Annotated in this window: 22 protein-coding genes and 2 tRNA genes; 3 read left to right on the plus strand and 21 right to left on the minus strand. The window is 56.0% G+C overall.

All coding sequences use genetic code 11. The annotated features are described in order from the left end of the window. Window positions 1-7: 7 nt before the first annotated feature. The 9 genes from rimP to rlmE all read right to left on the minus strand — a co-directional run bounded on the left by rimP (window position 8) and on the right by rlmE (window position 7,067). Window positions 8-466, minus strand: a complete 459-nt coding sequence (gene rimP, locus ACZYSM_RS02970) for a ribosome maturation factor RimP (RefSeq protein ID WP_259499261.1) — start codon at window positions 464-466, stop codon at window positions 8-10. Window positions 467-606: 140 nt separating this feature from the next. Further along, window positions 607-683 (minus strand) — tRNA-Met (locus ACZYSM_RS02975). Between the two features lie 96 nt (window positions 684-779). Beyond that, window positions 780-865, minus strand: a tRNA-Leu gene (locus ACZYSM_RS02980). Window positions 866-893: 28 nt separating this feature from the next. Continuing rightward, on the minus strand, window positions 894-1,277 hold the full coding sequence (gene secG / locus ACZYSM_RS02985; RefSeq protein ID WP_054594060.1) for a preprotein translocase subunit SecG: 384 nt from the start codon (window positions 1,275-1,277) through the stop codon (window positions 894-896). A 4-nt stretch (window positions 1,278-1,281) separates the two neighbouring features. Then, a complete protein-coding gene (gene tpiA / locus ACZYSM_RS02990) occupies window positions 1,282-2,037 on the minus strand; it encodes a triose-phosphate isomerase (RefSeq protein ID WP_489068706.1) in 756 nt (251 codons plus the stop codon). Window positions 2,038-2,103: 66 nt separating this feature from the next. Next, window positions 2,104-3,441: a phosphoglucosamine mutase gene (gene glmM / locus ACZYSM_RS02995; protein WP_489068708.1), complete on the minus strand. Its 1,338-nt coding sequence runs from the start codon at window positions 3,439-3,441 to the stop codon at window positions 2,104-2,106. A 16-nt stretch (window positions 3,442-3,457) separates the two neighbouring features. Then, window positions 3,458-4,309 carry a dihydropteroate synthase gene (gene folP / locus ACZYSM_RS03000; RefSeq protein ID WP_489068710.1) on the minus strand — a complete coding sequence of 284 codons (852 nt, stop codon included), beginning with the start codon at window positions 4,307-4,309 and terminating at the stop codon, window positions 3,458-3,460. 8 nt (window positions 4,310-4,317) lie between these two features. After that, window positions 4,318-6,225, minus strand: a complete 1,908-nt coding sequence (gene ftsH / locus ACZYSM_RS03005) for an ATP-dependent zinc metalloprotease FtsH (protein ID WP_489068712.1) — start codon at window positions 6,223-6,225, stop codon at window positions 4,318-4,320. 191 nt (window positions 6,226-6,416) lie between these two features. Continuing rightward, the gene (gene rlmE, locus ACZYSM_RS03010; RefSeq protein WP_489068714.1) at window positions 6,417-7,067 is read right to left on the minus strand and encodes a 23S rRNA (uridine(2552)-2'-O)-methyltransferase RlmE; all 651 of its coding nucleotides are present in this window, start codon (window positions 7,065-7,067) and stop codon (window positions 6,417-6,419) included. 116 nt (window positions 7,068-7,183) lie between these two features. Between rlmE and ACZYSM_RS03015 the strand changes: the two genes are divergently transcribed. Beyond that, window positions 7,184-7,492 carry a YhbY family RNA-binding protein gene (locus ACZYSM_RS03015; RefSeq protein ID WP_489068716.1) on the plus strand — a complete coding sequence of 103 codons (309 nt, stop codon included), beginning with the start codon at window positions 7,184-7,186 and terminating at the stop codon, window positions 7,490-7,492. Window positions 7,493-7,503: 11 nt separating this feature from the next. On the opposite strand, the gene ACZYSM_RS03020 is transcribed toward ACZYSM_RS03015, so the two are convergent. The 8 genes from ACZYSM_RS03020 to grpE all read right to left on the minus strand — a co-directional run bounded on the left by ACZYSM_RS03020 (window position 7,504) and on the right by grpE (window position 18,011). Next, a complete protein-coding gene (locus ACZYSM_RS03020; RefSeq protein ID WP_489068906.1) occupies window positions 7,504-7,908 on the minus strand; it encodes an MFS transporter in 405 nt (134 codons plus the stop codon). Window positions 7,909-7,936: 28 nt separating this feature from the next. After that, complete coding sequence (greA, locus tag ACZYSM_RS03025; protein ID WP_489068718.1) at window positions 7,937-8,413, minus strand: transcription elongation factor GreA; 477 nt, start codon at window positions 8,411-8,413, stop codon at window positions 7,937-7,939. Next, window positions 8,410-11,631 (minus strand): carbamoyl-phosphate synthase large subunit, encoded by a 3,222-nt coding sequence (gene carB / locus ACZYSM_RS03030; RefSeq protein ID WP_489068720.1) that lies wholly within the window; start codon window positions 11,629-11,631, stop codon window positions 8,410-8,412. The genes greA and carB overlap by 4 nt, the downstream gene beginning before the upstream one ends. Before the next feature lie 142 nt (window positions 11,632-11,773). Next, on the minus strand, window positions 11,774-12,910 hold the full coding sequence (gene carA / locus ACZYSM_RS03035) for a glutamine-hydrolyzing carbamoyl-phosphate synthase small subunit (protein ID WP_489068723.1): 1,137 nt from the start codon (window positions 12,908-12,910) through the stop codon (window positions 11,774-11,776). 257 nt (window positions 12,911-13,167) lie between these two features. Continuing rightward, entirely contained in the window at window positions 13,168-13,971 is an 804-nt protein-coding gene (gene dapB, locus ACZYSM_RS03040) for a 4-hydroxy-tetrahydrodipicolinate reductase (RefSeq protein ID WP_489068725.1), read from the minus strand. 10 nt (window positions 13,972-13,981) lie between these two features. After that, window positions 13,982-15,106 (minus strand): molecular chaperone DnaJ, encoded by a 1,125-nt coding sequence (dnaJ, locus tag ACZYSM_RS03045; protein ID WP_489068727.1) that lies wholly within the window; start codon window positions 15,104-15,106, stop codon window positions 13,982-13,984. Window positions 15,107-15,425: 319 nt separating this feature from the next. Continuing rightward, window positions 15,426-17,342: a molecular chaperone DnaK gene (gene dnaK, locus ACZYSM_RS03050; protein ID WP_489068729.1), complete on the minus strand. Its 1,917-nt coding sequence runs from the start codon at window positions 17,340-17,342 to the stop codon at window positions 15,426-15,428. 102 nt (window positions 17,343-17,444) lie between these two features. Next, window positions 17,445-18,011 (minus strand): nucleotide exchange factor GrpE, encoded by a 567-nt coding sequence (gene grpE / locus ACZYSM_RS03055; protein ID WP_489068731.1) that lies wholly within the window; start codon window positions 18,009-18,011, stop codon window positions 17,445-17,447. Between the two features lie 252 nt (window positions 18,012-18,263). Between grpE and recN the strand changes: the two genes are divergently transcribed. Continuing rightward, window positions 18,264-19,937, plus strand: a complete 1,674-nt coding sequence (recN, locus tag ACZYSM_RS03060) for a DNA repair protein RecN (protein WP_489068733.1) — start codon at window positions 18,264-18,266, stop codon at window positions 19,935-19,937. A 69-nt stretch (window positions 19,938-20,006) separates the two neighbouring features. Here the strand turns inward: recN and fur are convergent, their stop codons facing one another. Then, the gene (gene fur, locus ACZYSM_RS03065) at window positions 20,007-20,411 is read right to left on the minus strand and encodes a ferric iron uptake transcriptional regulator (protein ID WP_150641005.1); all 405 of its coding nucleotides are present in this window, start codon (window positions 20,409-20,411) and stop codon (window positions 20,007-20,009) included. A gap of 98 nt (window positions 20,412-20,509) precedes the next feature. Here fur and ACZYSM_RS03070 point away from each other — a divergent pair, with 98 nt between their 5' ends. After that, window positions 20,510-21,049: an outer membrane protein assembly factor BamE gene (locus tag ACZYSM_RS03070; protein WP_489068735.1), complete on the plus strand. Its 540-nt coding sequence runs from the start codon at window positions 20,510-20,512 to the stop codon at window positions 21,047-21,049. Window positions 21,050-21,111: 62 nt separating this feature from the next. Here the strand turns inward: ACZYSM_RS03070 and ACZYSM_RS03075 are convergent, their stop codons facing one another. From ACZYSM_RS03075 to ACZYSM_RS03085, 3 genes are read right to left on the minus strand one after another with little or no spacing between them, the layout of a single operon-like run. After that, window positions 21,112-21,426 carry an RnfH family protein gene (locus tag ACZYSM_RS03075; RefSeq protein ID WP_489068737.1) on the minus strand — a complete coding sequence of 105 codons (315 nt, stop codon included), beginning with the start codon at window positions 21,424-21,426 and terminating at the stop codon, window positions 21,112-21,114. Next, window positions 21,419-21,853: a type II toxin-antitoxin system RatA family toxin gene (locus ACZYSM_RS03080; protein ID WP_489068739.1), complete on the minus strand. Its 435-nt coding sequence runs from the start codon at window positions 21,851-21,853 to the stop codon at window positions 21,419-21,421. Before ACZYSM_RS03080 ends, ACZYSM_RS03075 begins: the two co-directional genes overlap by 8 nt. A 7-nt stretch (window positions 21,854-21,860) precedes the next feature. After that, window positions 21,861-23,264 carry a sodium-dependent transporter gene (locus ACZYSM_RS03085; RefSeq protein ID WP_489068741.1) on the minus strand — a complete coding sequence of 468 codons (1,404 nt, stop codon included), beginning with the start codon at window positions 23,262-23,264 and terminating at the stop codon, window positions 21,861-21,863. Window positions 23,265-23,299: the final 35 nt, after the last annotated feature.

Consider the following 23,299-nt stretch of genomic DNA (forward strand, 5'->3'; position numbering starts at 1 on the left):
CCGCGTCTCAGTCAAAACTGGGAATAATGTTGGCCTTGTCGATCATATCGATCGGCAACAGGAACTCATGGTCTTCAACCTGCACCACAATGTCCTGCTCTTCTACGCCGCGCAGAAGGCCTTGAAAGTTGCGTCGACCTTCAAAGGGCGAGCGCAGCTTGATCTTCACTTGCTCACCGGCAAATTTTGCAAACTGCTCAAGAGTGAACAGTGGGCGTTCCATGCCAGGCGAGGAAACTTCAAGGGTGTATTCAACGGCGATCGGATCTTCAACATCCAGTACACCGCTGATCTGGCGACTGACGATGGCACAATCGTCCACCAGCACGCCGCCTTCTTTATCAATGTAAACGCGCAACATTGAGTGGCGACCTTGAGCCGAAAACTCAATACCCCAGCATTCATAGCCTAGGGCCACGACCACCGGGGCCAGCAAGGCCTGCAACTCTTCTAGCTTGCTCGACACCTGAACCCCCTCGTGCATGTATGTGCATGCTGTGCAAAATAAAAAAATGGGCGAAACGCCCATCCTTGAAACGCCGTCGAACAGCGGCGTTGAAAGTGTCCAGCTAACAAAAAGCCCCTAAAAAGGGGCTCCGCTAAAACTGGTTGCGGGGGCCGGATTTGAACCGACGACCTTCGGGTTATGAGCCCGACGAGCTACCAGACTGCTCCACCCCGCGACAAAGCTGGGGCGGAAGTATACGACCGATCCTTTACAGGGTCAATGTAACCTTCCACCTACAAGAAAGCCCGCAACAGCGGGCTCTCCTGATAATTGGTACCGAGAAGGGGACTCGAACCCCTACACCCTATGGGCACAACCACCTCAAGGTTGCGTGTCTACCAATTCCACCACCTCGGCAATACAACGTTACTGCGTGAAACCCTTCTTACTTTTGCTCTTGAGCTGGAGGTACGTCAGTCGCATTGGTTGCCGACTTTTGCTCTTGAAGCACCGGAACATCATCAGAAGCCGGTTTTTGCTTTGGAACTTCCAACACTGCTGGATTTGGCAAACCTACTTGAGTCAGCTGGTGAGCTTTCTCTTTAGCAAAGTAACCTAACCCTAAGCTGGTTATGAAGAAACCTGCGGCAAGTATAGCAGTAAACTTACTAAGAAAGGTAGAGGAACCTTGGCTTCCGAACACAGTATTTGAAGCACCTGCTCCGAAAGACGCGCCAGCATCCGCACCTTTACCCTGTTGCAGCAATACCAGAGCGACAACGCCCAGTGCACCCAACAGATGAAAAACGACTACGACTGTTTCCAGCATTTTCTCAGTTTCCCGCGGCGCGACAGATCGCACCGAACTCATCTGCATTCAGGGACGCTCCACCAATGAGCCCCCCATCGATATCCGGCATGCCGAACAGTTCGACCGCATTGGCCGCCTTCACGCTGCCGCCGTATAGAAGCCGTACACCTCGTGCGACTTCAGAATTTTCTGCCGCCAACTGCGCGCGAATGGCTGCGTGCACATCCTGCGCTTGTTGCGGCGAAGCAGTCAGCCCGGTGCCAATGGCCCAGACCGGCTCGTAAGCGATTACTGCATTTGCAAATGCACCGATGCCCAAGTCCTCGATGATACTGCCCAGCTGACGCCCGACAACCTCAAGGGTCTTCCCGGCTTCGCGTTGCTCGAGGGTTTCCCCTACACACAACACTGGCATCAAACCACATGCTTGCGCCGCGGCAAACTTGCGATTGAGAGCCTCGTCACGCTCACCCATGATCAGGCGACGCTCAGAGTGCCCCACAAGCACCAGGGAGCAGCCGGCATCCACCAACTGACTTGGCGCAGTTTCGCCAGTCAAAGCACCTTGCATGGATTCCACCGCAGAATTCTGCGCGCCGACCAAAATCGACTTACCTTTCAAGCCATCAATCACTTGATTGATATGCAAGCAAGGCGGGAATACCGCGACATCAACACCGCTCGGCAAGGCCAGATGACAAAGGCCATTGATCAGCTCAGCGACGCTGGCGCGGGTACCGTGCATTTTCCAGTTACCAGCTACCATAGGGCGACGCATGCTGTACCTCGTCGGTCAAAGTGGGCGCAGATGTTACCCAACCACATCAACACTGGCAAGCCGAAATCAGGCGCAAACTTCAGCAACCAGTTTTGCCAGCTCATCGGCATAGCCACGAACCTGCGCCTCGTCATCGCCTTCGACCATCACGCGGACCAGGGGCTCGGTACCAGACTTGCGCAAAAGCACCCGCCCACGACCAGCCATAGCCGCTGTAACACGAGCACATGCCTCTTTCACTGCAGCTTGCTCGACCGGATTCACGCCACCCGAAAAACGTACGTTGACCAAAACCTGAGGACACTTACGCAACGCCTTACGGGACTCTGCAAGGCCCTCCTTGCGACGCTTCAAGGCCATCAATACTTGCAGCGCAGCAATGATCGCATCGCCGGTAGTGGTGTGCTGGAAGCACACGATATGGCCAGAGTTCTCGCCACCAACCTGCCAGTTGCGCTCCAGCAGGTCCGCAATTACATAGCGGTCACCCACATTGGCACGCACGAATGGAATACCCAGGTCAGTCAATGCCAGCTCCAACCCCAGGTTACTCATCAGAGTCCCTACGACGCCGCCCTGCAATTTATTACGCTCATGCAAATCACGAGCAATGATGAACAACAACTCATCACCATCGACTATCGCACCCGTATGATCGACCATCAGTACCCGATCACCGTCGCCATCGAAGGCAATACCGAGGTCGGCATGCTCAGCCAGCACCGCCGCCTGCAGTTGACCCATATGGGTCGAGCCGCAGTTTTCATTAATGTTCAAGCCATTAGGTTGAGCGGAAAGTACAGTTACCTGCGCACCCAGCTCACGAAAAACACTCGGAGCCACTTTATAGGTAGCGCCGTGCGCGCAATCGATGACGATATTCAAACCAGCAAAACTGGTACCGGTTGGCACGCTGCTTTTACAGAATTCGATATAACGACCCGACGCATCGTTGATCCGCGAAACCTTGCCGATTTTACTCGACTCGACCACCGTCATCGGCGCATCGAGCAACTCTTCGATCATCAGCTCGATTTCGTCTGGCAGCTTGGTGCCCTGCCCGGAGAAGAATTTGATGCCGTTGTCGTCATGCGGATTGTGCGAGGCACTGATGACAATGCCGGCCTCAGCCTGGAAGGTGCGAGTCAGATACGCGATAGCCGGTGTCGGCATCGGCCCCAACAACATCACATCAGCACCAGCAGCAGACAGCCCGGCCTCCAGAGCAGATTCGAACATGTAACCGGAGATCCGCGTATCCTTGCCCACCAGCACCCGACAGGCGCCCATGCTACGAAACGCCATGCCCGCGGCCCAACCGAGCTTGAGCATGAAATCAGGGGTAATAGGAAACTCGCCAACCCGACCACGAATGCCGTCAGTGCCAAAATATTTCTTAGTCATAAATGCTCCATCATTCTTATTCGGCTGATTCTACTGCCTCGATCATCCGCACTACATCTACTGTCTCGGCCACGTCGTGTACGCGCAAAATCCGCGCCCCTTTGACCACGGCCAACGCCGCGAGAGCCAGACCGCCATGCAATCGCTCTCCAACCGGACGATTCAACGCCAGACCTATCATGCTCTTTCGCGAAACCCCAACCAATAGGGGCCGCCCCAAGGCATGCAGGGCTTCCATATGTTTGAACAGACTCAAGTTGTGTTGCAGGCTTTTCGCAAAACCGAAGCCCGGATCAAGAATGATCTGCTCGGGAGAGATACCAACCGCTGCGCATTGAGCCATACGCTGCGCCAGAAACTCGCCAACCTCGCCTGTCACGTTTCGATACTGCGGACTGTCCTGCATGTCACCTGGTTCGCCGAGCATATGCATAAGACACACCGGTAGCCCCGTGGCCGCCGCGGCATCAAGTGCGCCATCGCGTCGCAGTGAGCGCACATCATTGATCAGACCCGCACCCAGTCGCGCAGTTTCGCGCATGACTGCAGGCGTCGAAGTATCGACCGAGATAATCACATCGAGTTCGCGATGAATCCGCTCGACAATGGGCGCCACGCGCTCAAGCTCTTCGATTGGAGAAACCACCCGAGCCCCCGGCCGGGTCGACTCACCACCGACATCAATCAGTGTCGCACCTGCCGCAACCATAGATTCAGCATGACGCAAAGCCGCATCGACCTGACTGAAGCGGCCGCCATCAGAGAAGGAGTCAGGAGTGACATTAAGAATACCCATCACGTGCGTGCGGGCCAAATCAAGAACCCGGTTGCCGCAAGGCAACCGGGTCGAGGACGGTACAGAAGTCATTTCAAACCTTAGACGTCGGCAGCAGCGCCACCGATTGGAGTTTCCGGACGCTCATCCTGCACCACCGGAGGCGTTCCGGAAGTACCGGTGCCGCCCGACCAGTCGCGAGGCTCACGCGGAGTCCGTCCAGCCATGATGTCGTCGATCTGCTCAGCATCGATAGTCTCGTACTTCATCAAGGCATCCGCCATGGCGTCGAGCTTGTCACGGTTATCGGTAAGGATCTGCTTGGCAGTACCGTAGCACTGGTCAATGATGCTGCGCACTTCGGAGTCGATCAGCTTCGCGGTTTCACCCGAGAAACTAGCGTGCTGACCACCACCGCGACCCAAGAACACCTCGCCTTCTTCCTCTGCGTACATCAGTGGGCCGAGTTTTTCGGACAGCCCCCACTTGGTAACCATGTTCCGCGCAATCTGGCTGGCGCGCATGATGTCGTTAGAAGCACCCGTTGTGACGCCATCAAAGCCCAAGGTCATTTCTTCAGCAATACGACCGCCATAAAGCGAGCAAATCTGGCTGATCAACGCACGTTTGGACAGACTGTAACGATCTTCTTCCGGCAAGAACATGGTGACACCCAACGCACGACCGCGAGGGATGATCGAGACCTTGTAGACAGGATCATGCTCAGGCACAACGCGACCGACGATAGCGTGACCCGCTTCGTGATAGGCAGTGTTCTGCTTCTCTTTCTCGGACATGACCATGGATTTGCGCTCTGCGCCCATCATGATCTTGTCTTTGGCCAGTTCAAACTCTTTCATCTCGACAACGCGCTTACCTGTACGAGCAGCAAACAACGAAGCTTCGTTCACCAGGTTGGCCAGGTCTGCACCGGAAAAACCCGGGGTACCACGAGCGATCACTGCCGGGGCGACGTCATCACCCATCGGCACTTTGCGCATGTGAACTTTCAATATCTGTTCGCGCCCACGAATGTCCGGCAAACCTACTACGACCTGACGGTCGAAACGGCCTGGACGCAGCAATGCAGGGTCAAGCACGTCAGGACGGTTGGTCGCGGCGATGACGATGATGCCATCATTCATCTCGAAGCCATCCATCTCTACCAGCAACTGGTTAAGAGTCTGTTCGCGCTCATCGTGACCACCACCCATACCGGCGCCACGGTGACGACCGACGGCGTCGATTTCGTCGATGAAGATGATACATGGAGCGTGCTTCTTCGCCTGCTCGAACATATCGCGAACACGGCTTGCACCAACACCGACGAACATTTCGACGAAATCGGAACCGGAAATGGTGAAGAAGGGCACTTTGGCTTCGCCAGCAATAGCTTTAGCCAGCAAGGTTTTACCGGTACCCGGAGGACCGACCATCAGCACACCGCGAGGAATACGACCGCCAAGGCGCTGGAACTTGCCCGGATCGCGCAAGAACTCGACGAGCTCACCTACCTCTTCCTTGGCTTCATCGCAACCAGCAACGTCGCCAAGAGTGGTTTTCACCTGGTCTTCGGATAGCAAACGCGCCTTGCTCTTGCCGAAACTCATCGGCCCGCCCTTCCCTCCACCACCGCCCTGCATCTGCCGCATGAAGAACATGAAGACGGCAATGATCACCAGGATCGGGAAGCTTGCGACCAGAAGCTGGGTCCAGATGCTTTGCTGCTCAGGCTGCTTGCCTTCGACGACTACGTGGTTATCCACCAGGTCGCCGATCAGGCCATTGTCCTGAATAGCAGGACGAATGGTCTTGAAGCTGTCGCCGTCATTGCGCTTGCCGGTAATCACATAGCCATCTACCGCTACGCGCTCGACCTTGCCATCCTTCACTTGCTGGATGAAGTCGGAATAGTTGAGGGTCTGTGGCTCATTAGGGCTGGAGAAGTTGTTCATCACCGTCACCAGGACAGCCGCGATGATCAACCACAGGATCAGATTCTTTGCCATATCGTTCAATTAACTACCCTCTGAAGCAAGCTCCGCTAATGGCGCGCGCTTCGCATGATATTCACCAGCCTAACTTACTACAGAACCTACAGATGTGGCAGGCACCGTCTGTAACCCTTTGTGAAACTTTGACTACACAATTTTCGTTCTGCCGGATCTGTAAAGCGATACCAAAGAACCTATCGCCCTCATCAGAAACGCTCAATACTCTCGGAACCTTCAACGCCGCGAAAACCACGCCCCAGCAAATACTGCTCACGGGACCTGTCACGCGATGACAACGGCTTGCGCATCTGCACCTTGTCAAACAGCTTGCGGATGTCCTTGTGGTACTCGTCGAAGCCTTCACCCTGGAAGACCTTGATCAGAAAATCACCACCCGGGCGCAACACCCGACCGGCGAGATCCAGTGCCAACTCGCACAAAAACATCGCCCGAGGCATATCGACAGCCGCCATTCCACTCATATTGGGGGCCATATCGGAAATCACAAGGTCCACCTGCGTATTTCCGACAGCTTCGAGGATTTGTGCCAGTACCGCATCTTCAGTGAAATCGCCCTGAATGAAGTTCACATCAGGGATGCTGTCCATTTCCAGGATGTCGGAAGCGATCAGCCGGCCTTGGCCACCGATCAGACGACTGGTCACCTGCGACCATCCACCCGGCGCTGCTCCAAGGTCAATTACAGTCATGCCAGGGCGGATAATGCGGTCCCTCTCCTGGATTTCCAGCAGTTTGTAGCTGGCACGCGAACGGTACCCATCTTTTTGCGCCATTTTGACGTATGGGTCGTTGAAATGTTCTTTCAGCCAGTTAAGGCTTGTCTTGGAACGGGCCACGGGCCACCTCAAAAATAAACTCAAAAATAAACGGGTCGTGATTAACTGGGCGGTCCCGGACTCGCTCGGGTAAACTGGCCGCCGCTTTTTACAAGATCAGACACAGGGGTCAGATTATGCCGCTCACTCAAGAGCAGAAGAAACAGTACAAATCCATTGGCCACCATCTGAAACCAGTTTTGACTGTGGCTGACAACGGTTTGACTGAAGGTGTGTTAGCCGAACTTGAACGCGCTTTGAGCGATCACGAGCTGATTAAAATCAAGCTCAACATCCTCGAACGCGAATCTCGCCTGGGAGCCATTACCGAGCTGTGCACGGCTGGTAAGGCGGATCTGGTGCAAGTCATCGGGAAAATGGCGTTGATTTACCGCAAGAACGCCAAAGTAAACAAGCAACTGTCGAACGTCCATCGCTTCAACTGACGTCGAAAGGGTCAAGGGTGCGCTTCGCGCACCCTGCCGCTCCATCCCGGCACTGGCTGCAATACCAGTACAAGGCCAGAAAAACCCAAAACAAGATAGCTGAACAACTGCCAGTGAACCGCTTCGGGCAAGCTGACGCGCACCACGAAATACATCGCACACGCATACAGCGCCATCAACAGCAGTTGACCGCGAATATCCCGCCATAGACTCGCCAGGCCCTCGGCCTGTATCAGCACCAAAACCTGCAGAATCCCGCACGCAGCTGCAAATCCTACCAGCAACGCATTCAGCATATTTCCAGTTTCTTCGACCAGCAGCGGCGCCAGGCCAATTTGGCCCAACACCGGCAGCAGACCAATGTGCAGCAACCATACGCCTCCGACCCACAACATCTGGGCCAGCTGCCAGAGCATGGCGCCCGCATGCAGCGGGAGCCTTCTTTTAGATGTGACGGACTTCAACAATCTCGTACTCGATAACGCCACTTGGAGTTTTGACTGCAACCACATCACCCTCTTCCTTGGCAATCAAGGCGCGAGCGAGAGGCGAACCGACCGAAATCTTGCCCTGCTTGAAGTCAGCCTCATCCTCACCAACGATGTGATATGTCACGCTCTCATCGGTTTCGACGTTGGCGATTTCGACGGTGGTGCCGAAAATCACTTTGCCAGTGCGAGGAATGGTCGTGACGTCGATGATGACCGCGTTTTGCATGCGACCTTCGATATCACGAATCCGCGCTTCAACCATGCCTTGCTGCTCACGGGCTGCGTGGTATTCGGCGTTTTCCTTCAAGTCACCCAACTCGCGGGCCGTACCAATATCCTGGCTAAGCTTCGGACGGACGACCTTGGTCAGGTGAGCGTGCTCTTCCTCCAGGGCGCGAGCGCCCTGAACAGTCATTGGATATTTGATCATGCCTTCAATCCTGCGTGTAGATCCTGCAAGCGGCGTACGGTCTTTTCCGGACCGAACTTGAGCGCTTCACAGATAGCTTCGCCAGCAGCAATGGTGGTAGTGCAGTAGATCTTGTGCTGCAAGGCGTTGCGACGAATGGAATAGGAATCAGCGATCGATTGACGACCTTCAGTGGTGTTGATGATCAGCGTGACTTCGTCATTCTTGATCATGTCGACCACGTGCGGACGACCTTCGGTCACCTTGTTCACACGACGCACTTTCAGGCCCGCCGCCTCAATCATCTTGGCAGTACCGGCAGTAGCGACTACTTCAAAGCCCAAGTTGATCAGATCGCGAGCCACACCTGCAACCAGCGGCTTGTCATCGTCACGCACACTGATGAACGCAGTACCGCCGGTCGGCAGCACTTCACTGGCGCCCATTTGTGCCTTGGCGAACGCCTCACCGAACGTATCGCCAACGCCCATCACTTCACCGGTGGACTTCATCTCAGGGCCGAGAATAGGGTCAACGCCAGGGAATTTGGCGAATGGGAACACCGCTTCTTTCACGCTGTAGAAGTTCGGAATGATTTCTTTGGTGAAACCAATTTCCTTCAGGGTTTTACCAGCCATGACGCGCGCAGCGATCATCGCCAGGGAAACACCGATGCACTTGGACACGAACGGAACGGTACGTGATGCGCGCGGGTTTACTTCGATGACGTAGATGTCTTCGCCTTGCAGCGCCAACTGCACGTTCATCAAGCCAACAACGCCGAGCTCCAAGGCCATTTTCTTGACCTGTTCGCGCATTTCGTCCTGGATGTGCGCAGGCAACGAGTAGGGTGGCAGCGAGCAAGCGGAGTCACCGGAGTGCACGCCAGCCTGTTCGATATGCTGCATGATGGCGCCGATCACCACATCAGTGCCGTCGCAAACTGCATCGACATCCATCTCGATGGCGCAGTTGAGGAAGTGATCCAGCAGCACCGGGCTGTCGTTGGACACTTTCACTGCATCGCGCAGGTAACGCTTGAGCTCGTCTTCTTCGTAAACGATTTCCATCGCGCGGCCGCCCAACACGTAGGAAGGACGAACAACCAGCGGGTAACCAATCTTACCTGCAGCACGAATGGCTTCGTCTTCGCTGCGCACAGTAGCGTTTGGCGGCTGACGCAGATTCAGACGCTCAACCATTTGCTGGAAGCGCTCACGGTCCTCTGCACGGTCGATAGCGTCAGGGCTGGTACCAATGATCGGCACGCCAGCTTCTTCCAGAGCACGAGCCAGCTTCAGCGGAGTTTGGCCGCCGTACTGGACGATCACGCCTTTTGGCTTCTCGACACGAACGATTTCCAGCACGTCTTCCAAGGTTACGGACTCGAAGTACAGACGGTCCGATGTGTCGTAGTCAGTGGAAACAGTTTCCGGATTGCAGTTGACCATGATGGTTTCGTAACCATCGGCACGCAGCGCCAGCGCGGCGTGAACGCAGCAGTAGTCGAACTCGATACCTTGGCCAATACGGTTCGGACCACCGCCCAAAATCATGATCTTGTCACGATCCGAAGGGTTGGCTTCGCACTCTTCCTCGTAGGTCGAGTACATGTAAGCAGTGTCGGTAGCAAACTCGGCTGCGCAAGTATCAACGCGCTTGTAAACCGGGAACACTTCCAGCTTGTGACGGTGGCGACGCAGGTTTTTCTCGGTAACGCCCAGCAGCACAGCCAGACGCGCATCCGAGAAACCCTTGCGCTTGAGGCGATACATCGCATCGCGATCAATTGAAGACAGAGCCATGGTCTTGATCTTCTCTTCGTCCTTGATCAGATCTTCGATCTGCACCAGGAACCAAGGGTCAATCATATTCATGCCGAAGATATCTTCAACGGTCATGCCCGCGCGGAACGCGTCAGCCACGTACCAGATACGCTCAGCACCAGGCACAGTCAGCTCGCGCTTGAGCACGGCCATGCTTTCCGGGTTGCTCAGATCGAGCTTTGGATCAAGACCGCTTACGCCCACTTCCAGACCGCGAAGGGCTTTTTGCAGGGATTCCTGGAAAGTCCGGCCAATGGCCATAACTTCACCAACCGACTTCATCTGAGTCGTCAGGCGTGCATCCGCCTTCGGGAATTTTTCGAAAGCAAAGCGCGGCAGCTTGGTCACAACGTAGTCGATGGACGGCTCGAAGGACGCAGGAGTAGCGCCGCCGGTGATTTCGTTCTGCAGTTCGTCCAGGGTGTAGCCGATCGCCAGTTTGGCAGCGATACGCGCAATCGGGAAACCAGTGGCTTTCGAAGCCAGTGCCGAAGAGCGGGATACACGCGGGTTCATTTCGATCACGACCATACGGCCAGTGTCCGGGCAGATACCGAACTGAACGTTGGAGCCACCGGTTTCAACGCCAATCTCACGCAGTACCGCCAACGAGGCGTTACGCATGATCTGGTATTCTTTGTCGGTCAGGGTCTGAGCCGGTGCGACAGTGATCGAGTCACCGGTGTGCACACCCATCGGGTCAAAGTTTTCGATGGAGCAGACGATGATGCAGTTGTCCTTCTTATCGCGGACAACCTCCATCTCGTATTCTTTCCAGCCGATCAGCGATTCGTCGATCAGCAGCTCTTTGGTCGGCGACAGGTCCAGACCACGAGCACAGATTTCTTCGAACTCTTCACGGTTGTAAGCGATACCGCCACCCGTGCCGCCCATAGTGAAGGACGGACGGATGATGCACGGGAAGCCAAGCTTCTCGAGAACCACATTGGCCTCTTCCATGCTGTGGGCGATACCCGAACGCGGGCAGTCCAGACCGATGGACTTCATCGCCTTGTCGAAACGCGAACGGTCTTCGGCCTTGTCGATGGTGTCGGCATTGGCGCCGATCATTTCCACGCCGAATTTCTCCAGAACGCCTTCGCGCTCCAGGTCCAGGGCACAGTTCAGAGCGGTCTGGCCGCCCATGGTCGGCAGCAGCGCGTCTGGACGCTCCTTCTCGATGATCTTGGCAACGGTCTGCCACTTGATCGGCTCGATGTAGGTCGCGTCGGCCATGTCCGGGTCGGTCATGATGGTCGCTGGGTTGGAGTTCACCAGGATGACGCGGTAACCCTCCTCGCGCAGGGCTTTGCAGGCCTGGGCGCCGGAGTAGTCGAATTCACAGGCCTGGCCGATAACGATCGGGCCAGCGCCGAGAATCAGGATGCTTTTTATATCTGTACGTTTTGGCATTAGTTGTCACTCAAATCCGCAGGTCCGACGGCAATCCCAAGGGAGAGGCCGCCTTGAACATTTTCCGAGGTGCCTGAGGGAAATCAGCCGGGTTACCGGGCTCGCCTCAGGCGCCTTTTCGCTACATTCTCAAGGCGCTCGATTAGCGGCGCTTGGCCATGGCGTCGATGAAGCGATCGAACAGTGGCGCCACGTCATTCGGGCCAGGGCTCGCTTCAGGGTGACCCTGGAAGCTGAACGCAACCTTGTCGGTGCGCTCGAGGCCTTGCAGGGTGCCGTCGAACAGCGATTTGTGGGTCGCCCGGACGTTGGCCGGCAGCGTCGACTCATCCACCGCAAAACCGTGGTTCTGGCTGGTGATCATCACGACGCCGGTGTCCAGATCCTGGACCGGGTGGTTGGCACCGTGGTGACCATGACCCATCTTCATGGTCTTGGCACCGGAGGCCAGGGCCAGCAGCTGGTGGCCGAGGCAGATACCGAATACCGGGATCTCGGTTTCCAGAACGTCCTTGATCGCTTGAATCGCGTAGTCGCAAGGCTCCGGATCGCCAGGGCCGTTGGACAGAAACACGCCGTCAGGCTTAAGTGCCAAGGCTTCGCTAGCTGAGGTTTGCGCTGGAACCACGGTCACACGGCAACCGCGCTCTACCAACATGCGCAGGATGTTCAGCTTAACGCCGTAGTCGTAGGCAACCACGTGGTACGGAAGCTCGGAGGCTTCAATGGTTGCATGACTGTCAGTTTTCAGGTCCCAGACAGTGGAGCGCCACTCGTAGCTTTCCTTGGCGCTGACGACTTTCGCCAGATCCATGCCTTTCAGGCCTGGAAAGCCGCGTGCTGCCGCGATAGCCGCTTCGTCGGAAATGTTGTCGCCAGCCATGATGCAGCCGTTCTGCGCACCTTTTTCACGCAGGATGCGTGTCAGGCGGCGAGTGTCGATACCGGCGATCGCCACGACATTGTTGGCTTTCAGGTAATCGGACAGGGACATCGTGTTACGCCAGTTGCTCGCAACCAGTGGTAGGTCGCGAATCACCAGACCGGCCGACCAGACACGATTCGACTCAGCATCTTCCGGCGTAGTGCCGGTGTTGCCGATGTGCGGGTAGGTCAGGGTAACGATCTGTTGGGCATAGGAAGGATCGGTAAGGATTTCCTGATAGCCGGTCATTGCGGTGTTGAACACCACCTCACCAACGGTTTGACCGTCGGCTCCAATGGCTTCGCCGCGAAAAATGCTGCCATCAGCAAGGGCGAGTATGGCTGGCTTAGTCAAGAAGACCTCCCGTAAATAAAGCCTGAAAGGGCGATCGCAGGTTGCAAAAAAGCGGAATGACGTATAGACACGTCACCCCGCTTCTTCGTCGAATTATCTGCGCGCTTTTAGTGGACACACTAAAGCTGTAGCTTACAGAAAAAGGCTTTTTTGGTCCACCGCTAAAGAGCCTTAAAGGCAGAGGAATGCGACAGAACATCGCTTAGCGGGAAAAAACAGGGCTCAAACGCTTGGTCGAGCCCTGTTTGGGATGCCTCTCAACGCAGATCAAGCACATCCTGCATGTCGTACAAGCCTGCGTCACGACCCTCCAGCCACAACGCAGCACGTACCGCACCCTTGGCAAACGTCATGCGACTGGAAGCCTTGTGAGTGATCTCGACGCGCTCACCGTCGGCTGCGAACAGCACCGTGTGATCACCAACGATGTCACCGGCACGCACAGTCGCAAAACCGATGGTCTGACGATCACGGGCGCCGGTTTGCCCCTCACGACCGTAAACCGCCACTTTCTTGAGATCGCGCCCCAAGGCATCGGCAATCACTTCACCCATGCGCATCGCCGTACCCGACGGCGCATCGACTTTATGCCGATGATGGGCTTCAGTGATTTCGATATCGACCTCGTCGCCCAACACACGGGCGGCGGTGTCGAGCAGTTTCAGGCACAAGTTGACGCCGACGCTGAAGTTGGCAGCGAAGACGATTGGAATGTCTTTACCCGCCTCAGCCAGCAGCTGCTTCTCTTCAACACTGAAACCGGTGGTGCCGATGATCATGGCCTTGCCTGCCTTGCGGCAAAACGCCAAATTCGTCAGGGTCACCGTCGGGTGAGTAAAGTCGATCAGCACGTCGAACTCATCAGCTACCTTGGCCAGATCGCCCGACAATGGCACACCGATACGACCCAGCGCGGCCAGCTCACCGGCATCGGCGCCGACCAACGTGCTGTCAGGGCGATCCACAGCCGCCGTCAGACCCGCACCCGGCGTCTGCTGCACGGCCTCGATCAAAGTCTTGCCCATGCGCCCTGCAGCGCCCATCACAGCTATACGTCGCATGCCTGACTCCTTACAAATCGCCGAAGAAACGCTTCACGCCTTCGAACCAACCAGTCGTTTTTGGCGAATGAGTATTGTCATCTGCCAGAGAGCCGCGCAACTCTTCCATCAACTCACGCTGACGGCGACTCAGGTTGACCGGCGTCTCGACCGCAACGCGGCACATCAAGTCGCCTGCACCGCCGCCACGAACCGGCGCGACGCCCTTACCGCGAACCCGGAACTGCTTACCGGTCTGTGTACCTTCAGGAATCTTCAGCTTGACCCGACCATCGAGGGTCGGGATTTCCAGCTCGCCACCCAGAGCCGCATCAACGAAGCTGATCGGCACTTCGCAGAACAAATGCTTACCGTCGCGCTGGAAGATCGCGTGCTCACGCACATTGATCACCACGTACAGGTCGCCAGTCGGCCCACCTTGCGCACCTGCCTCGCCTTCGCCAGACAGACGAATACGGTCGCCCGTATCAACGCCAGCCGGCACTTTTACCGACAGGGTTTTGGATTCTTCGACACGACCTTGACCATGGCAGGAGTCGCACGGATCGGCAATGACCTTGCCTTGACCATGACAACGCGGGCAGGTTTGCTGCACCGAGAAGAACCCCTGCTGCATCCGCACCTGACCAATACCACCACAGGTCGAGCATGTGATCGGCGAGGAGCCTTTCTTGGCACCAGAACCATCACAAGGCTTGCAGTTGACCAGTGTCGGAACACGGATATTCACGGTCGTACCGCGCACCGCCTCTTCCAGATTCAGCTCCAGGGTGTAGCGCAGATCGCTACCGCGCTGAGCACCGCCACGGGAACCGCCGCGACCACCACCGAAGAAATCACTGAAGACATCACCAAAGATGTCCGAGAAATTCTGACCACCAAAACCGGCACCGCCGCCACCCATGCTTGGGTCAACGCCCGCATGACCATACTGGTCATAGGCTGCACGCTTGCTGGAATCGGACAGCACTTCGTAGGCCTCATTGGCCTCTTTGAACATATCTTCCGACGCTTTGTCATCGGGATTACGGTCCGGGTGATGCTTCATCGCCAGACGACGGTAAGCCTTCTTCAGGTCCGTCTCGCTGGAGCCGCGCTCTACACCCAACACTTCGTAATAGTCACGCTTTGCCATAAGTCTTTGCACTCTTAAGGACGTTCGGCAAACCCCTCCTGAGCCTCGCCAAACTCGTTGAGCCCCAATACAGGCCCGGACCCAACTCACGTCAATTCAACGATCCTGGTCTTTGATTTGCAGCCAAAAAAATGGCCATCGGGTACGGTAATTATCGACCGAAAAGCAGGAGCATCCCGACCGTACCGCCAGCACCCGAACGTTGTCGCATGCTGTAAAAATTCGCTTACTCCAGACACGCCAACGCGGGAGCAAGCTCCCGCGCGGCGACATCCTACCAGTCACCGCTTAATCGCAGTCAACCGGCCGACCAACTAGCTTACTTGTGGTCTTTTACTTCTTCGAACTCAGCGTCGACAACGTCGTCGGCTTTTTCGGCCGATTCAGCTGGCTTGGCCGCTGCGTCTGCCGGATTGGCTTGCTCGGCGTACATTTTCTGAGCAACCGGAGCAGACAGCTTGGACAGCTCTTCAACCTTGGCTTCGATGGCAGCCTTGTCGTCGCCCTTAACAGCGGCCTCAAGTGCAACCAGAGCAGCTTCGATCGCAGTTTTCTCTTCAGCAGTCACTTTGTCGCCAGCGTCTACGATCATTTTGCGAGTCGAGTGAACCAGAGCGTCGCCTTGGTTACGGGCGCCAGCCAGCTCTTCGAACTTGCGATCTTCGTCGGCGTTGACTTCAGCATCGCGAACCATCTGCTGAATTTCTTCCTCGGACAGACCCGAGTTGGCCTTGATCACGATCGACTGAGTTTTGCCGGTAGCCTTGTCTTTGGCACCTACGTGCAAGATGCCGTTGGCATCAATGTCGAAGGTCACTTCGATTTGCGGCACACCACGTGGAGCTGGTGGAATCTCGGCCAGGTCGAACTTGCCCAAAGACTTGTTCTGTGCGGCTTGCTTACGCTCGCCCTGCAGTACGTGAATCGTCACTGCGCCCTGGTTGTCATCGGCAGTCGAGAACACCTGGGATTTCTTGGTAGGAATCGTGGTGTTTTTCTCGATCAGCGCAGTCATCACGCCACCCATGGTTTCGATACCCAGAGTCAGCGGGCTGACGTCGAGCAGCAGAACGTCTTTCACATCACCAGCCAATACCGCGCCTTGGATAGCAGCACCCATGGCAACAGCTTCGTCTGGGTTGACGTCTTTACGAGCTTCTTTACCGAAGAACTCGGTAACCAGCTTCTGAACCAGTGGCATACGGGTCTGACCGCCGACCAGGATCACGTCGTTGATCGCACCAACTTCGATGCCAGAGTCTTTGAGCGCAATACGGCAAGGCTCGATAGTGCGCTGAACCAGGTCTTCAACCAGCGCTTCCAGCTTGGCGCGAGAGATTTTCACGTTCAAGTGCTTAGGACCGGTCGCGTCTGCCGTGATGTACGGCAGGTTGACATCGGTCTGCAAGCTGGAGGACAGCTCGATCTTGGCTTTTTCAGCGGCTTCTTTCAGGCGCTGCATCGCCAGCGGGTCACCTTTGAGGTTCATGCCGCTTTCTTTCTTGAATTCGTCAACCAGGTAGTCGATCAAACGAATATCGAAGTCTTCACCACCGAGGAAAGTGTCACCGTTGGTGGACAACACTTCGAACTGGTGCTCGCCGTCGACTTCAGCGATTTCGATCACGGAAACGTCGAAAGTACCGCCACCCAAGTCATAAACGATCACGGTGTGATCGCCCTTGGCCTTGTCCATACCGTAAGCCAGAGCGGCTGCAGTTGGTTCGTTGATGATACGTTTTACGTCCAGACCCGCGATACGACCAGCATCTTTGGTGGCTTGACGCTGACTGTCGTTGAAGTAGGCCGGAACGGTGATCACCGCTTCAGTCACTGACTCACCGAGGTAATCTTCGGCGGTCTTCTTCATTTTCTTCAGGATTTCAGCCGAAATCTGAGGCGGAGACATTTTCTGGCCGTTAACTTCGACCCATGCATCGCCGTTGTCAGCCTTGACGATCTTGTAAGGGACCATCTGAATGTCTTTTTGTACGACTTCTTCGTCGAAACGACGACCGATCAAACGCTTCACCGCATACAGGGTGTTGTGCGGATTGGTCACAGCCTGACGCTTGGCCGATTGGCCAACCAGAATTTCACCGTCGTTGGCATATGCAACGATCGACGGCGTGGTACGCGCGCCTTCGGCGTTTTCGATGACTTTGGCTTTGCCGTTCTCAAGAACGGAGACGCAGGAGTTGGTAGTCCCCAGGTCGATACCGATAATTTTGCCCATATTAACTCTCCCGAAACTTTGGATTTGGTTGCCGCAGCAGTGGTGGCTAACTGCGGTAGCACTTAAACGCTTGACTTCTAAATGGGGGCCTTGCGGCTAATTTCAAGCTTGCTCGTCAATCGAAGGCGAAACTGCCGCAGGCGCCTTACTGACCACGACCATTGCCGGACGCAGCAAACGACCATTGAGCTGGTAACCCTTTTGAAACACCTTGAGCACGCTGTTCGGCTCAAGATCGGCGCTTTCCTGCATGGCCATCGCCTGATGATGCGCAGCATTGAAGGGTTCGCCTTCAGGATCGATCGCTTCCAACTGATAACGCTTCAGGGTGTCCTGGAACATTTTCAGGGTCAGTTCGATCCCTTCGCGCATCGGGCGAATGCTTTCGTCATCCGGACTGGACATCTCCAGACCACGCTCGAGGCTGTCGATAATCGGCAGCAGATCGCCAGCAAATTTTTCCAGCCCGAACTTGTGGGCTTTTTCCACGTCCTGCTCGGCGCGACGGCGGACGTTCTGCAGATCGGCAGCAACACGCAAAGCCTGATCATGGGCGCTGGCCAGTTGCTCTTCGAGCAGTTGTACACGAGCCGTCAGGTCATCACCCGAAGCCTCGGGAGCCTGATCGGCGTCTAGATTTTGCGTATCCAGCGTCTGTTCGTCAGCCATAGTTTTCTCCTTTCAATTTCGTCCGCGAGCTCGACTCGCACTTCTGTCCCGGTATATGGGGTCGCAAATTTCAGGTTCAAGGGCTGACAGCACGGCAAAAAAACATTAACCCTTCGTTACACCCGGATATAGTCATTCCTGGACGCACTAAAAAATATCGTTACCCAAGCAAATCGAGCTAAAGGAAGCCATTGTCAGCCCGAAACAAAACACTGTATAAATAACCAGACCTAAAGCCTGGGAGCGGCCTCTATGCTGGTGCACCTGTCTGTACATAACTACGCCATCGTTGAACATCTCGATCTGGAGCTGGATCGCGGGATGAGCGTAATCACAGGCGAAACCGGCGCCGGCAAGTCGATTATGCTCGACGCTTTGGGCCTGACCCTCGGTGACCGAGCCGACAGCGGCGTAGTTCGCCCGGGCGCGGACAAGGCCGATATTCTGGCAACCTTCGACCTGGTGGACATTCCAGAAGCCAGCGCCTGGCTGGCCGAGCGCGACCTCGACAGCGACGGCCCGTGCATTTTGCGCCGGGTAATCACTGCCGAAGGACGCTCACGCGGCTATATCAACGGCAGCCCCTGCCCACTCGGCGATCTGAAAGCGCTCGGCGAGCTACTGATCGACATTCACAGCCAGCATGAACATCAATCCCTGCTGAAAACCGATACCCATCGTCGCCTGCTCGACGAATACGCCGGCGCCACTGACCTGGCCCGCCAGGTACAACTCGCCGCCCAGCGTTGGCGCCAGACACGCCAAGAGCTGGAGCATCTCTCCAACTCTGGCGATGAACAGCGCGCTCGGCATCAGCTGCTCAGCTACCAGCTCGAAGAACTGGAAAACCTCGGCCTTGGCGAGAACGAGTTGGAGCAGCTCGAACAAGAGCACAAAAACCTGACCAATGCCGAAACCCTGTTGGGCATTTGCCGACAGGTTGTCGAGCAGTGCAGCGAAAACGATTCAGGAAATGTACTAAACGCCCTGACGGCCAGCCTTAACCGCCTATCGAGCGTGAACAATTCCGTAGGTGCACTGGGCGAAGCAACTAATCTGCTGACGAGCGCGCAGATTCAGGTTGAAGAGGCCGTTGGCGAACTGAATCGATTTCTCGATCACTTCGACGCCGACCCGGCACGCCTTCAGCAACTCGAGGAACGCCTCGATGCGATTTACACCCTCGCCCGCAAACACCGCATCCAGCCCACCGAAGTTGCAGATATGCAGCAAAAGCTGCTGGATGAGATCGAAACGCTGAACGCCAACGACGAATCTATTGAGCGACTGGGTGACGAGCTGGCGTCCTTCGCCCGGCATTATCAGGAGAAAGCCAGAGAGCTGAGCGATTTGCGCCAACAAGCGGCAGCCAGCCTGGCCAGCGCTGTTGAAATGGAGATCCAGCGTCTGGGTATGCCCGGCGGGCGCTTTACCATTGAGCTTCGCCCCAACTCCAGCAACGAACTACTGCCTAATGGCCTGGAACAGGTGGAGCTGCTGGTCAGCGCCAACCCTGGACAACCGCTCAAAGCGCTGGCCAAAGTGGCGTCAGGTGGCGAACTTTCACGGATCAGCCTGGCAATCCAGGTGATTACCGCGCAAACATCCCGAATACCAACGCTGGTGTTTGACGAAGTGGACGTCGGTATCGGCGGGCCGACTGCCGAGATTGTTGGCCAACTACTGCGCCGGCTTGGCGAGCGCGGGCAAGTCCTGACTGTCACCCATTTGCCGCAAGTGGCAGCCCAAGGTCATCAACACCTTTTCGTGCACAAAGTACGCGGCAACAATGCCACCCACACCGCTGTATCCAAGCTAGGTAAAACCGAACGGATCGAGGAAGTAGCGCGCATGCTAGGCGGCATTGATCTCACCAAGGAATCCTTGGCGCACGCAAAAAAGATGGTCGTGACCGCGAAAATCTAAGCTAATAGAAAGCACGAAGGCGACCCTAGGGTCGCCTTCGATCGTTTCGCGGTTCCCCGCGCGACATGCTTACTTTTTCTTGCGTACGTACAACACCAAATTGTGATCTACCATCTCGAAGCCATGCTTCTCAACGATCGCCTTTTGAAGCTTCTCGATTTCTTCGTCGAAGAATTCGATTACTTCGCTGGTCTCAACGTTGACCATATGGTCGTGATGCTTGCCGTCATCCAGCTCGAATACCGCGTGACCGCCGTCGAAATTATGACGGACCACCAGTCCAGCAGCTTCAAACTGAGTCAGAACACGGTAAACCGTGGCCAGACCGACATCCTCGCCAGCTTCCATCAGCGCCTTGTAAACGTCTTCGGCACTCATGTGTCGCTGCTCGGCGGAATCGAGCATTTGTAGAATTTTGACCCGTGGCAGGGTCACTTTAAGGCCGGCTTTACGTAGTTCGCTATTTTCAACCATGGTCAGCTTTCTCGCGGATGCTGCTTCGCAGCTTCTCTTAATGCGGGTATGATCGGGGTTTACGTTGTCCCAGCCAAGATAGTGGAAGTCGCCCACCGATGCAAAACACCAAGCTCCTGCTAACCAGTTTCACCCTCGTGGGACTGCTCGCACTCGCCGGTTGTTCATTCCCCGGGGTTTACAAAATCGACATCCAGCAGGGCAATGTCGTCACGCAGGACATGATAGACCAGTTACGCCCGGGAATGACCCGCCGGCAAGTACGGTTTATTATGGGCAACCCTCTGCTGACCGACACGTTCCATGCCGATCGCTGGGATTATTTGTATAGCCTGCAGCCAGGCGGCGGTGAACGCCAACAGGAACGCATCAGCGTTATCTTCAATTCCAATGACCAACTCGCCAGCCTGTCAGGTGATTTCAAGCCTGGCGTAAGCCGTGACGAGGCCATTCTCGGCAAGGACAGCGGCACTGCGGTGACTGCTCCTGCTCCTGCTCCAGCGGAAAACGCCGAGAAGCCGAAACCAGAGAAACCGGTCAAGCCAGGCTCCCTACTGGATCAGATCCAGAAGGACGTGGACCAAGTAGAAACCGTTCCGGTCCCGACGCCAGAACCAATGGGAACCTCGCCGCAATAAATTGCAACACAACAAAAAGCCCGGCATGTCCGGGCTTTTTGTTGTGCGTCGTTTAGTAAAGGCTATTGATCCCGCGCTTTAGCTTGCGCGGCTTTAGCTGCACGCAATCGACGGACTTCTTTCGGATCAGCCAGGAGCGGACGATAAATTTCTATTCGATCCCCCGCTTGCACTGCGCGACTGTCTGGATCAGACACCACCTTGCCAAAGATCCCCAGTGGACAATTCACCAGATCCAGTTCGGGAAACTGCGCACCAATCCCCGACCCCAACAGGGCGGCACGCAAAGTAGAGCCCGCTGGCACAGCCGCCTTGAGTAAAACCTGACGGTCTACGGCGGCATACACCACCTCGACCTCAATCAATGACTCAACCATGCAACTGCTTGGCGCGCTGGCAGAACGCATCGACCAAGGTATTGGCGGCCTGATTGAACAACGGCCCCAAGGTTGCCCGGATAATCGGGCCAGCATAGTCAAAGGCCAGATCAAGACTGATCTTGCAGGCCTTCTCACCCAACGGTTTGAACACCCAGACCCCGTGTAACTGATTGAACGGGCCTTCTTCCAGATTCATCTCAATCGAATGCCCCGGAACCAAGGTGTTGCTCGTCACGAAATGCTGGCTGAGCCCGCCCTTTGCGACGGCAAGACTGGCGCGCATGTGCTCGCCGCTGGCCTCCAGAACCTCGGCAGAAGAGCACCAAGGCAAAAACTCCGGGTAACGCGCCACATCATTGACCAGGTCATAGAGCGCTTGCGCCGGATAGGGCAGCAGGGCCGAACGTTGAATATGTGTCGTCATGTCAGCGTCACTTCCACAGCTGTGCGGCAAACACTACGAGAATGCCGATTGGCGCCACATAGCGCATCAAGAACAAAGTCAGAGCAAACAGAACCGGACTGCGCATCGACAACTCATCGCGTACAGCGTCGCGCCCCATCACCCATCCTGCAAACACCACGAAACATAAACCACCGAGAGGCAGCATGATGCGCGAGGTGAAGAAATCAATCACGCCAAAGAAGTCCAGACCGCTTGCCGCACCCCATTGATAGAGATGGAAACCTGCGTCATCGTTCACGAAAAATTTGGCTTTCTGCCAGATATTGAAGGAGAACACCGTCCCCAAACCAACGAACCAGCAGATAAATGCCAGCCAGAAAGTCACCCAGCCGCGGCGAATTTTAGTCCGTTCAACCAGGTAAGCCACCATCGGTTCCAGCAGGGAAATCGCCGAACTCCAGGCCGCAATTGCAACCAGAATGAAGAACACTACGCCCATCAACTGGCCGAACGCCACGTTACCAAAAGCGAATGGCAGGCTGACGAACATCAACCCAGGCCCCTCGCTCGGGTTCAGACCTGCGGCAAACACAATCGGAAATAAGGCCAGCCCCGCGAGCAGCGAGACAAACGTATCCAGCAGCGCAACACCGACGATGGTCCCGGAGATCGACGAGTTCTTCGGCATATACGCGCCGTAGATCATAATCGAGCCGACACCGACGCTCAGCGAAAAAAATGCATGCCCCATGGCGGGCAGCAAGCCGTCGAGCAACCTGGAAGGGTCGAAATCGAACATAAAATGCACACCCTCCATGAAATGTCCGGTGGTCAGGCTATAGCCCAACAGGATCACCAGCATCACAAAGAGCAGCGGCATCATGATGCGCAGGCTGCGCTCCAGCCCGGCGACCACGCCCCTGGCGATCACCACCGCCGAGAGCAGCATGAAAATCGTGTGCCAAAGTGTCAGGCGCCAAGGATCGGCAATCACGCCACCGAAATACGCACCGACCTGGTCCGCCGTCACACCCTGGAAGTCGCCACGACCCATGTCGATGATGTAATCCAGCGACCAACCGCCAACCACACTATAGAAAGACAAGATCAGCAACGCCGTGACCATCCCGGCAAAAGCGCCCCAGGACCATTTGGCCGAGTGTCCCGCCTCAAGCGCTAGCACCTTCAAGGCATTCGCCGGGCTTTGCCGGGCGCGTCGACCAATCAGGGTTTCGGCCAGCATCACTGGTACGCCGATCAGTGCGATACAAGCCAGAAACACCAGCACGAACGCACCGCCACCGTAGACGCCGACCATGTAAGGGAACTTCCAGATACTACCCAAGCCCACGGCCGAACCAGTCGCAGCGAGTATAAAGACCCAGCGGCTAGCCCATCCGCCGTGGACAGAAACCTTGTCTGTCGACATCGTTAACACGTCCAACCGATCAAAAAAGAGGGCGC

Source organism: Pseudomonas sp. F220 (assembly GCF_057813935.1).